The organism is Bacillus sp. NMCC46, from assembly GCF_002998465.1.
Classification (GTDB): domain Bacteria; phylum Bacillota; class Bacilli; order Bacillales; family Bacillaceae; genus Bacillus.
In genome coordinates this window covers 560,636-572,479 of sequence record NZ_PVQZ01000001.1, presented here as the reverse complement: position 1 = coordinate 572,479, position 11,844 = coordinate 560,636, and the positions used below count along the sequence as shown (strand labels likewise).

Annotated in this window: 12 protein-coding genes; 8 read left to right on the top strand and 4 right to left on the bottom strand. The window is 41.4% G+C overall.

The window, feature by feature from the left end; translation table 11 throughout:
* Positions 1-86: 86 nt before the first annotated feature.
* The 5 genes from abhA to ade all read left to right on the top strand — a co-directional run bounded on the left by abhA (position 87) and on the right by ade (position 5,360).
* Entirely contained in the window at positions 87-365 is a 279-nt protein-coding gene (abhA, locus tag C6Y01_RS02885; protein ID WP_034662686.1) for a transcriptional regulator AbhA, read from the top strand.
* 144 nt (positions 366-509) lie between these two features.
* Complete coding sequence (locus tag C6Y01_RS02880; RefSeq protein WP_034662683.1) at positions 510-1,820, top strand: ATP-binding protein; 1,311 nt, start codon at positions 510-512, stop codon at positions 1,818-1,820.
* Positions 1,821-1,824: 4 nt separating this feature from the next.
* Complete coding sequence (locus C6Y01_RS02875) at positions 1,825-2,661, top strand: gamma-glutamylcyclotransferase family protein (RefSeq protein ID WP_034663868.1); 837 nt, start codon at positions 1,825-1,827, stop codon at positions 2,659-2,661.
* Positions 2,662-2,698: 37 nt separating this feature from the next.
* Positions 2,699-3,367 carry a potassium channel family protein gene (locus C6Y01_RS02870; protein ID WP_034662681.1) on the top strand — a complete coding sequence of 223 codons (669 nt, stop codon included), beginning with the start codon at positions 2,699-2,701 and terminating at the stop codon, positions 3,365-3,367.
* A 262-nt stretch (positions 3,368-3,629) separates the two neighbouring features.
* A complete protein-coding gene (gene ade / locus C6Y01_RS02865; protein WP_034662678.1) occupies positions 3,630-5,360 on the top strand; it encodes an adenine deaminase in 1,731 nt (576 codons plus the stop codon).
* A 101-nt stretch (positions 5,361-5,461) separates the two neighbouring features.
* On the opposite strand, the gene rnjA is transcribed toward ade, so the two are convergent.
* Both rnjA and C6Y01_RS02855 read right to left on the bottom strand, forming a co-directional pair.
* Positions 5,462-7,129 carry a ribonuclease J1 gene (gene rnjA, locus C6Y01_RS02860; protein ID WP_012009818.1) on the bottom strand — a complete coding sequence of 556 codons (1,668 nt, stop codon included), beginning with the start codon at positions 7,127-7,129 and terminating at the stop codon, positions 5,462-5,464.
* 5 nt (positions 7,130-7,134) lie between these two features.
* Positions 7,135-7,344 carry a DNA-dependent RNA polymerase subunit epsilon gene (locus C6Y01_RS02855; protein ID WP_003211882.1) on the bottom strand — a complete coding sequence of 70 codons (210 nt, stop codon included), beginning with the start codon at positions 7,342-7,344 and terminating at the stop codon, positions 7,135-7,137.
* 395 nt (positions 7,345-7,739) lie between these two features.
* On the opposite strand from C6Y01_RS02855, the gene C6Y01_RS02850 reads away from it, so the two are divergent.
* Positions 7,740-8,519 carry a Cof-type HAD-IIB family hydrolase gene (locus C6Y01_RS02850; protein WP_034662673.1) on the top strand — a complete coding sequence of 260 codons (780 nt, stop codon included), beginning with the start codon at positions 7,740-7,742 and terminating at the stop codon, positions 8,517-8,519.
* A 39-nt stretch (positions 8,520-8,558) separates the two neighbouring features.
* Here the strand turns inward: C6Y01_RS02850 and def are convergent, their stop codons facing one another.
* Entirely contained in the window at positions 8,559-9,116 is a 558-nt protein-coding gene (gene def / locus C6Y01_RS02845; protein WP_034662672.1) for a peptide deformylase, read from the bottom strand.
* 112 nt (positions 9,117-9,228) lie between these two features.
* Positions 9,229-9,417 (bottom strand): YjcZ family sporulation protein, encoded by a 189-nt coding sequence (locus C6Y01_RS02840; protein ID WP_034663866.1) that lies wholly within the window; start codon positions 9,415-9,417, stop codon positions 9,229-9,231.
* Positions 9,418-9,649: 232 nt separating this feature from the next.
* Between C6Y01_RS02840 and C6Y01_RS02835 the strand changes: the two genes are divergently transcribed.
* Both C6Y01_RS02835 and pdhA read left to right on the top strand, forming a co-directional pair.
* Positions 9,650-10,318 (top strand): YkyA family protein, encoded by a 669-nt coding sequence (locus C6Y01_RS02835; protein ID WP_066030955.1) that lies wholly within the window; start codon positions 9,650-9,652, stop codon positions 10,316-10,318.
* A gap of 410 nt (positions 10,319-10,728) precedes the next feature.
* A complete protein-coding gene (pdhA, locus tag C6Y01_RS02830; RefSeq protein WP_034662669.1) occupies positions 10,729-11,844 on the top strand; it encodes a pyruvate dehydrogenase (acetyl-transferring) E1 component subunit alpha in 1,116 nt (371 codons plus the stop codon).

The following is an 11,844-nucleotide window of genomic DNA, read 5'->3' as shown; positions in this document are numbered from 1 at the left end:
CCTTTTGAGAATCTCTTACGTCTACGTTATATCAATTGGTGCAAAACAGATTGATCTTGAGCTAATGAAAGAAAGAGGGAACGAAATTGAAATCTATCGGAGTCGTAAGAAAAGTAGACGAACTAGGGCGTATTGTGATGCCAATCGAATTAAGAAGAGCACTTGATATTGCTATTAAAGACAGTATGGAATTTTTTATAGATGGGGAGAAAATCGTCTTGAAAAAATACCAGCCAGAGGGCGTTTGCCTCATGACTGGTGAGATTACATCGGAGAACCATGATTATGGAAATGGTCAAATTACATTAAGCGCTGAAGGCGCAGAACTACTGTTAAAAGAGCTGCAAGAAGCTCTTCAGCAGTAATTAAAATAGCCTGCTCTCTTCCTTTGTGCTGAGAACAGGCTATTTTTTTCTGAAAAAGTTCCTTAAAAATGCCCCATCACCCTCAAAAAATAAGTGGAAAATGGTACAATTGACAAAGAATCTCAGGGCGGCAGGTGGAATCATTTGAACAAAACATATCAAGTGCGGATCGTGTTGTCTGTTCTTGCATTTATTTTAATCTTAAGCTGGGATTTCTTTTATTATCTAGGCGGCTATCAAATTAATTGGCCGCTCGATCTAGCCTTTACAGTCTTGGTTTTAACAGGGATCTGGGTTGTCTCAGGCTATGTAGACCGCTTAAATCTACTTGTGTCAGACTTAAATAAGAGAGAAAAAGAAGCACACGAACTGACAGAGCGGCTGAATCGAATCACAGATAACTTGCAAGAAATCGTCTTTGAAACAAACGAGAAAGGTGAAATTATTTTCTTAAATCAAGCATGGACACAAATGACAGGCTATGACATAGATGAATGTCTAGGCACAATGTACAATCAGTACTTTGATCAAGAGGAGCGCGTGGTCCAGCATTTGTTATCTGTGATCAAGGAACATAAGGATGCGGGGCGGGTAGAACTGCAGCTTCTCCATAAAGAGGGAAAGAAGGTATGGGGAGACGTTCATTACAAGCTCTATTTTGATGAGCATCACCAGTTTACCGGAGGGATTGGGACGGTTGCTGATATTACGAAACAAAAGCAGGCAAAGCTTGAGCTTGAAAGATCCAATCAGCAATTGCAAATGCAGGCGCAAAAGCTGGCTGTTGCTGGACAAATAGCTGCTGGGATCGCCCATGAAGTCAGAAATCCACTGACATCAGTAAATGGCTTTTTGCAGCTGATGAAGACACAATATCCTGAAAGAACCGATTATTTTGACATTATCTTTTCCGAAATTAAACGGATTGATTTTGTTTTAAGTGAGCTGCTTGTATTGGCTAAGCCTCAAGCGGTCCATTTTCAAGAAGTCCAGCTTCATGAGCTCCTAGAACAGGTGATTACCTTATTAAAAACAAATGCAGTTCTTTCAAATATTGATCTCAAACAGCCATTTAAAAAGCAGGATGCCGGTGCTATCCTAGCAGACGCTAATCAAATGAAGCAGCTGTTCATTAATTTAATTAAAAATGCCATTGAGGCAATGCCTGAAGGTGGCAGCATATACATATCTACAGAAAAAGTATTGAATGAATGGAAGATTACCATTCAAGATGAAGGAAAAGGGATGTCTGAAGAGGATATTCAAAAAATATATGATCCTTTCTTTTCCACGAAAAAAGAAGGGACAGGGCTTGGTTTGACCATCTGTGCGACGATTTTAAAAGATCATCACGGAAGAATGGACGTATCCAGTGAGCTTGGAAAAGGCGCAGCTTTTCAAATCTATTTGCCTGTGTGTCAAAAAAGCAGGCAGCAGCAAGTTGAGAGGACGTGATGTCATGACGATGAAAGCTTTATTTGTATATGGGACGCTATTGCTGCATGAAGAGCACCACGAAGCGTATATGAAGGAAAGCAGGCTATTAGCTAAATCAGCTTGGATGAGTGGAAGGATCTATGATACAGGTCAAGGATACCCAGCGTGCGTTCCCGCAGAAAAAGGCACTGTATACGGGGAATTGTACGAGGTGGCCGCTGATGCGTTGAATAAGATAGATGTACTAGAGGAAGGGTATGACAAGCAGGAAATCAATGTCATGACGGATCAAGGTCAGGTAGAGGCCATGACATACACTTTGCCAGAGCAGAAGACATCAGCTCTGAAAGAAATAAAGAGAGGGTGCTGGAAAGCTTATAGACTGTGGCAGCAGAAGCCGTCATCCTTCTATTATTTTGCCTATGGCTCCTGTATGGATGATGCAAGATTTAAGCTGGCAGAAGTCGATCATCACTTCAAACAAATCATCGGCGGAGGAGTACTAAACGGTTTTACCACGAGATTTACATTGGTGAGGCCAGATGGATCAAGAGCTGATATGGTAGAAGACGGCGGCGAAACAGAGGGTGTTTTATATGAAGTTCCTTTTGATGCCATTCGTTATTTGTATAAACGAGAAGGAGTATATGAAGGTACATATCGTCCAGCTTTTGTCGATGTCAAAATAGGTGATCAAATTTATGAGAACTGTTTAACCTTTCTTGTGCTTCAAAAGAGCGAAGAAATCGCTCCGCCAGCTCATTATCGCAGTGAAATTGAAAAAGGAGCAGACCTTTACTTAAGTGAAGCGTTCCGTAAAAAAATTCGTTCGCATATGGATTCATTAATCAAACCGTAGTAAAATGCATGTTAAGTGAGATAAAAGGAGTCTGAACATGAAAAAGGAATATGCAGTCATTGGTCTTGGACGCTTTGGCGGAAGTATTTGCAAGGCGCTGAGCGAAGAAGGACTTGAAGTCATGGCCATGGATATGAATGAAGATCGAGTGAACGAATACGCGAAAATTGCCTCACACGCGGTCATTGGCGATTCGACCGACGAATCCGTTTTAAAAAATCTTGGTATTCGTAATTTTGATCATGTCATCGTTGCAATTGGCGAAAACATTCAGGCAAGTATTTTAACAACGATTATGCTGAAAGAGCTTGGCGTCAAAATGGTCACCGTGAAAGCGCAAAATGACTACCATGAAAAGGTGCTCAACAAAATTGGAGCGGATCGCATCGTTCATCCAGAGCGAGATATGGGCAGACGGATTGCACATAAAATTATTTCAAATAACGTGCTCGATTACCTCGAGCTGTCAGATGAGTACAGCCTGATTGAGATTGTTGCAAACAACAGGCTTGCGGGGCATTCTCTTTTAGATCTTGATATTCGGGCAAGATACGGCATCAACATTGTGGCGATTAAGCGCGGAAAAGAAGTCATCGTTTCCCCTCTGGCAGATGAAATGATTCAAAAAGAAGATATCCTCATTGTCATAGGGGCAGTAGCCGATATAGGACGCTTTGAAAAACGAGAAATGCAGAACGATTATTAAACACTCCGATGACGGGGTGTTTTTTTATATGAATGTGTACATGACAGGTGGACATTGAGACGGAAATAGACACTGAAAAGGGTTGCTTTGTTCATGTATAACCTCAAAAATGAGTCATCATATTTTTCGTGCAATTATCACTATTCAGAAATAAAAAACAGTGTTTTGAGATGGTTGATTTTCTCTAAATGTCATTGACTGGGCAAACAGATTCGTTTACGATAAGAAACATTATATTGTTTACTTGGAGGAGGCAGTGTCGTTGGATAAGGAGCTTTTCAGACATCAAATTGAGGTAGCAGCAAAGAGAAAAAAAGCAGCCCTCGTGATTAAACATGCGAAAGTCATGGATGTGTTTAACCAGGAATGGATAGACGCTGATGTCGCTGTTGAAAATGGACAAATCGTCGGGATAGGGGAGTACGAGGGAGAACAGGAGCTGGATGCAGCAGGTCAAATGCTTGTACCTGGTTTTATTGATGGCCACGTTCATATCGAGTCCTCTATGGTCACCCCTGCTGAATTCTCCAAAGCTGTCGTTCCGCACGGTGTGACAACTGTCGTAACAGACCCGCATGAAATCGCCAATGTGTCAGGTATAACAGGCATCCGTTTTATGCTGGAAGAAGCGAGAAAAGCTGCCTTACATATTTATTTCATGCTGCCATCCTGTGTACCAGCAGTCAGTTTTGAACGATCAGGTGCTATATTAAAAGCGAAAGATTTAAAGCCCCTTTATCAAGAGAAGGAAGTGCTTGGTCTTGCTGAGGTGATGGACTATGTCGGTGTGGAGCAGGCAGAAGAAGATATGCTTCAAAAGCTGCTTGATGCTCAAAACGAGAATAAATTAATTGATGGCCATCTAGCAGGCTTAACAGACCGATTAATAAACGTCTACCGGACGGCCAATGTCCAAACAGACCATGAGGTGACAACAGCAGAGGAAGCCCTTGAACGTGTGAAAAGGGGCATGTATGTCATGCTGAGAGAGGGATCTGTTGCCAAAAACGTGAAAAACGTTTTACCTGCTGTGAATGAGAAGAATGCGAGACGTTTTTTCTTTTGTACAGATGATAAACATTTAGATGATTTAATGGCGCAGGGAAGTATTGATGAGCAAGTACGGATGTCCATAAAAGCAGGCTTAGATCCATTTTTAGCCTATCAAATGGGAAGCTTAAATGCCGCAGAGTGTTTTGGTCTTAAAACAAAGGGAGCCATTGCACCAGGCTATGATGCTGATTTTATGCTCGTCTCAGACCTTCATCATGTAGACATCTCAAGCGTATTTATTGCGGGAGAATTGGTTGCGCAGCATGGAGAGTACAAACCGAGTGTCGAAAAGATCGCACCGAGCCCAGCATTATTACAATCTGTTCATGCAGTAGACGTTCAAGAGCAAGATATTGCACTGCCTATCACAGACGATCAAAAAATGAATGTCATCCGTATTATTCCGAATCAGCTTGAAACAAAGTTAGAACAAGTCACTCCTTCAGAAACGAACGGACAATTTACAAGTGATACAGAGAGAGATGTATTAAAAATGGTGCTTGTCGAACGTCATCAAGGTTTATCTGAAATGGGGGTAGGGATTGTCAGCGGCTTCGGCATCAAACAGGGCGCGATTGCAACAACGGTTGCACATGATTCACATAACTTAATTGCAGTTGGCACAAATGATGCCGATATTATTAAAGCGATTGAGGCGTTAAAAGAAGCAGGCGGCGGTTTGACCGTTGTCAAAGAAGGCCAGTCTCTTCATACGCTGCCATTACCGATCTCCGGTTTATTGTCAGATCAGCCGGCACATCTCGTCAATGAAAGCCTCCATGAACTCCATGAAGCACTAAAAGAAACTGGTTTTTCCTTAGACTTTAATCCGTTTTTGACGCTGTCCTTCTTGGCACTTCCAGTCATTCCTGATGTGAAAATGACGACAAAGGGCTTGTTTGATGTCAGAAGCTTTCAGCACCTCCCAATTCAATCATAAAAGAATGAGAAACTGCATGTATACCTTGTATATGTGCGGTTTTTTTCAATGCTTGATGAAAAAAAGAGACACAGCCAGTCGGCTCGTGTCTCTTTTTGTTATTACACTTCCATAATAATCGGTAAGATCATTGGGCGGCGTCTTGTTTTTTCATAAAGGAAAGGTGCAAGTGTGTCCGTAATTTCGTTCTTAATTTCCGACCACTGAGTTGTCTTACGTTCCATTACTTTTTCAAGATGCTTTGAAATCAAATCTTGTGCGTCGTTGATGAGGTCTCCAGATTCTCTCATGTAGACAAAGCCTCTTGAGATGAGATCAGGACCAGCAGAGATTTTGAATTCTTTCATGTCCATGCTGACGACCACAATGACAAGACCTTCTTCTGAAAGAATGCGGCGGTCTCTTAAGACGATATTCCCGATATCGCCAATTCCGCTTCCGTCGATATACACGTTACCTGATGGAATTTTGCCAGCGACACTTGCTTCGTCACCTTTTAGTGCAAGAACTTCACCGTTATCCATGATAAAGCAGTTTTCCTCAGGAATTCCGCAATCATTCGCAAGCTTAATATGCGTTTTTTGCATGCGGTATTCACCGTGAATCGGCATAAAGAATTTTGGTTTAATTAAACGGAGCATCAGCTTTTGTTCCTCTTGTCCGCCGTGACCAGATGTATGAATATTATTGAGTGAGCCATGAATGACCTCAGCGCCAGCACGATAAAGCTGGTTAATGGTGCGGCTTACGCTAATATTGTTACCCGGAATCGGTGAAGATGAGAAGACAACAGTGTCTCCAGGATTAATCGAAATCTGGCGGTGAGTGCCGTTTGCAATACGTGAAAGAGCAGCCATCGGTTCACCTTGGCTCCCAGTACAAAGAATGGTCACTTTGTTTGCTGGTAGACGGTTGATTTCATTATGTTCAATAAACGTGTTTTTCGGACATTTAATGTAGCCAAGATCTTGTCCAATATCAATGGCAGACTCCATACTGCGTCCAAACACAGCAACTTTTCGGCCGTTGGCAACAGCGGACTCAATGACTTGCTGAAGTCTGTGAATGTTTGAAGCAAACGTAGCAAAGATGATACGTCCGTCGACTTTTCTAAAGATGTCATCAATGCTTTCGCCTACGCGTCTTTCAGACATCGTAAATTCTGGAATTTCACTGTTTGTACTATCGGATAAAAGACATAGAACGCCTTCTTTCCCGATTTCAGCCATTTTTGTTAAGTTGGCAGGCTCGCCAACAGGCGTAAAGTCAAACTTGAAATCACCTGTATGTACGATGTTACCAGGAGGTGTCTTCACGACAATTCCATAAGAATCTGGAATACTGTGTGTTGTTCTAAAGAAAGACACAGCTGTTTTTCTAAATTTAATGGTATCTTCTTCTTCAAAAATGTGAAGTTTTGTTTGTCTCAAGAGACCGTGCTCTTCCAATTTATTACGAAGTAGGCCGATTGCGAGTTTGCCGCCGTAAACTGGAATATTCACTTGCTTGAGAAGGTAAGGGATACCGCCGATGTGGTCTTCATGTCCGTGAGTGATGAAAAGACCTTTGATTTTATCTTCGTTTTTAACTAAGTACGTATAGTCAGGGATGACGTAGTCAATTCCAAGAAGCTCATCTTCAGGGAACTTAATACCAGCATCAATTAAAATGATTTCATCTTGAAATTGAACGCCATACGTGTTTTTACCGATCTCGCCTAAACCGCCGAGCGCAAAAACTGCCGCCTGATCGTTTTTAACAAATTTCATTCCTCTCATAGCTCCAATACTTTAAAATTTTCACTTTCTCGTTCATAGTCTAAAAAAGCACCGTCTACAGGCTGAATGAATTCAATGTTGTAGCTATGTTTTTTCAACTTATCGCGTACGTCTCTTTCAGAAACCGCTTCAACGTATAGTGAATCTGTGTGTTCTCTTACAGGTACCTCAGTAGTACTTGCCTGAAAAAATACCTTATATATCATCCAAATCTCTCCTTAAATACCGTATGTTACACTCGCTAATTCTATTATATTAAAAAAACGCGCATAAGAAAAGTCTCTGAGAAAAAAGGACCTTCGGCAAATGTGCGGAAGATCCTTTTAAGCGATCGATTTTTTACGAAGCATGTCCTTCCATTGTCTTCTAATTTTCTTGCGCAGACGACGAAGCATCACAGGTCGCCTCCTTTCGGTTTGAAGTCAGATTAGACCATGTATTCCGTTCTCTCTTTATACTTGTATTATATGACGATTCCATTGAATGTTACATGGTTATATGTGGGAAATAGGCGTTTTCATAGGAAGTGGTTTCGAAAGAGGAAATCTTTCTGTATGATGAAAGGGAGTGGGTATACATAACAAGAGACAGGAGACGGGATATGAATAAAAAAGTCATCTTCTTTGATATCGACGGTACTTTATATGATCATGATAAAAAAATACCTGAATCAACGAAGCGAGCGGTTCGCTTATTAAAAGAAAAAGGCCATCATCTCTTTATTGCATCTGGGCGGTCGCCTTTTTTGATTCAGCCTATTTTAGAGGAATTAGGGCTTGACTCCTTTATTGCTTATAACGGTCAGTATGTCATGTATGAGGGAGAGGTCATTTACGGCAATCCGCTGAAACTGGAGCTGATGGAGCAAATTTATGAAACGGCGGATCGTCATGATCATCCGCTTGTTTTCATGGGGGAAAAAACGATGAAGGCTTCTGTGCCAAATCATCCGTTTATCCATGAGGGGATTGGGACTTTAAAAACAGAGCATCCTGAGCATGATTTGTCTTACTTTAAAGAAAACGAGATTTTTCAAATGCTGTTATTCTGTAAGGCTGAAGAGGAAGTCCAATACGAGGCGTTCCGCGAAGAAATTGATCTTGTCAGATGGCACGAGCTGTCAACAGATGTCCTGCCAAAAGGCGGGTCGAAGGCTGAAGGCATTAAACGAGTCATCGAAAGGCTGCCTTATGATCAAAAGGATACCGTTGCCTTTGGAGACGGTCTGAACGATCGAGAGATGATTTCATTTGCTGGAACTGGCGTTGCTATGGGTAATGCTGTGAATGAATTAAAAGATTTGGCTGATTTTGTGACAAAGCCAGTAGATGAAGACGGCATATTCCATGCAGTGACTCATCTAGGCCTCATTGAAGAGTAAAAAAAGAAGACCCTTAGGCTAATGGGTCTTCTTTTTATTTTATGATCTGCCGATCGCAACAGAGTTGTCTGGCTCAGCGAAGGGCTGATCCTTTTGAATATGATCATAAAACATAATGCCGTTTAAATGGTCGATTTCATGCTGAAAAACAATGGCCGGGAAACCTTTTAGGCGAATATCAATGTCTTCTCCTTCAAGCGTTGTGGCCTTCACCCTGATCTTTTGATATCGAGGGACAAACCCAGGAATGGCTTCATCAACAGATAAGCAGCCTTCACCAGTTGCTAAATAAGCTCTTTTGACCGAGTGGCTGACAATGCGCGGGTTGAAAAGGGCATAGCTGTATTCCTCTCCATCTTCGTCCTCACAGTGAACAGCGATCATCCGTTTACTGATATTAATTTGCGGAGCTGCTAGTCCAACGCCGGGTCTGAGTCCATACTTTTCAGCCATGTCAGCATCCTGACTATTTTTGACGAATTCAATCATGTCAGCTAATTGCTGTTTTTCCTCTTCTGTCGGCGGGAGCTCGACCGCTTCAGCTGTTTGTCTTAAGACGGGATGTCCGTCCCGTACGATATCTTCCATGGTAATCACAAATCTTCACTCCTATTTCCTTTGTATGTAAAGTATATAAAATGATACACAACATATGCAATGAAATAAAGAAGACCGGTCCTATGAGACCGGTCAGAGGCTTAAACAGCCATTAGCAGCAGCCGCCACCGCCGCCTAAGAATGCTGCGCCAACGATGATTAATAGGATGAAAAGGACAACGATTAAAGCAAATGTCCGTCCTCCGCCGTATCCGTAGCCACCGCCATAACTTGGGTAACAACAGCCACCGCCATATCCACCACCGTATCCATACCCGTGACCGCCGTATCCACCATACATACTTCCATGACTATAATTAGACATACTTTTGACCTCCTTTGGAAATACACTCGGCCTCATAAGTGAAGGCGAAGCGTGTAATATAAACTATGTATGAATGCACTATTTGTATAGTCATACGCCTATCACTTGAAAAAAATCTTCTCCGGCTCATCAGGATGACCTCTTTCCTTGTCACAAGCGCCTATAAAAATTATAGTGGTATGTGGAGATGTAAAGGGGGAACCTTGTGATGAGACAGATGAGAAGAAGCATGAAAGCATGTGCTGCTTTAGCGGGGATATGTACCCTTTTGCTGGCGGGATGCGGAGGTCAAAGTCCATTTCATGACATGCAAGATGCGATGACGAAAATGAGCGAAAAAGAGGCATCCTTTGAAAAAGAGCAAGGTACACTGCAAAGCTATGAGAAAAAAGAGCAGCAGCTCTATACAAAAATGATTCAAACCACAAAAGATCATACAAAAACAGTGTCAAGCCTTTCTGATCAGGCGTTAGCATCTGCAGCGAAACGAAAAGAACATTTAAAAACAGAAAAAGACAGCATGGATGAATCGAAAAAAGAATTGAAAACGGTAAAGGAATCTGCCGGACGTATAAAAGATACGGATTTAAAAGAAAAAGCAGATGAAACGGTCAAATCGCTTGAGAAAAGATATGCGTCGTATGACCAGCTTTACAAGGAATATCAAAAGGCGCTGAAACAAGATCAGCATTTGTATCAATCTTTAAAGAAGAAGGACTTAGGATATGAAGAGTTGAAATCCAAGCTGAAGACGGTGAACCGTTCTTATAGCAAAGTCAGAAAAGAAGGTAAGAAGTTCAATCAATATACAAAGCAATTGAATGAGCATAAACAGGCTTTGTCTAAAGCGGCAGATCAAGAATCCCAAAAGAGCTGAAAAAACAGCTCTTTTTTTATTTTTCGACAAAAACAAACATTTTCTATTGTAGTACAGCAGTATACTCTATACTAGTACAGTTCGAGGTGTTTGTTAAACAGATTGATACAGCTCACTATAAAAAGTAAAGCGAATACATTTATTTAAATAAAGCCGTTAAATCAATTGACGGACTATTTTTCTTGTTGTAAACTAGTCCTTGTTAACAGAAGTTGTATTAGTTTTTTGTGAACTATCGTTAATACAGTTAGAAGAACTCAAAAACGAGCGATCATCTAATGTTTCGACAACGATCCTAGTGGCTATTAAATACAGGAGTCATATGTGTATTTTGGGTTATCCTATATCTGTATGTATAAATGGATTCACGACAAATTGACTGTTAAAAGAAAGGAAGAGGTGACTTTAGAATGGCTGCAAAAACAAAAAAAGCAATTGTTGATAGCAAAAAGCAATTTGATGCCATCAAAAAGCAGTTTGAAACGTTTCAAATTTTAAACGAAAAAGGCGAAGTCGTAAACGAAGCGGCAATGCCGGATCTCTCAGATGATCAATTAAAAGAATTAATGCGCCGTATGGTGTTTACACGTGTATTAGATCAACGTTCAATTTCATTGAACCGTCAAGGACGTCTTGGCTTCTATGCGCCTACAGCTGGACAAGAGGCTTCTCAGCTTGCAACTCACTTTGCACTTGAGAAAGAAGATTTCATTCTTCCGGGATATCGTGATGTACCACAATTAATCTGGCATGGCCTTCCATTAACAAAAGCGTTCTTGTTCTCTCGTGGACACTTTGTTGGTAACCAAATGCCTGAAGATGTGAATGCACTTTCTCCACAAATCATTATCGGTGCACAAATCATTCAAGCTGCTGGTGTAGCTCTTGGTTTGAAAAAGCGCGGTAAAAATGCTGTTGCAATCACTTACACTGGTGATGGCGGAGCTTCACAAGGTGATTTCTACGAAGGTATCAACTTTGCAGGGGCTTACAAAGCGCCAGCGATTTTTGTTGTCCAAAACAACAGATATGCGATCTCTACACCTGTTGAGAAGCAATCTGCTGCACAAACAATTGCACAAAAAGCAGCTGCAGCTGGTATCGTAGGCGTACAAGTTGACGGTATGGATGCATTAGCTGTATATGCAGCAACTGCTGAAGCTCGTGAGCGTGCTGTAAATGGCGAAGGTCCAACATTAATCGAAACTCTTACATTCCGTTACGGTCCACATACAATGGCTGGTGACGATCCAACAAGATATCGTACAAAAGAAGATGAAAATGAGTGGGAGCAAAAAGATCCATTGGTACGCTACCGCAGATTCTTGGAAAACAAAGGCCTATGGTCTGAAGAAGAAGAGAATAAAGTCATCGAAGATGCAAAAGAACAAATCAAACAAGCGATCAAAGAAGCTGACGAACAGCCTAAGCAAAAAGTCACTGACTTGATTGATAACATGTACGATGTGAAACCATTCAACTTAGTTGAACAGCTTGAAATTTACAAACAGAAGGAGTCGAAGTAA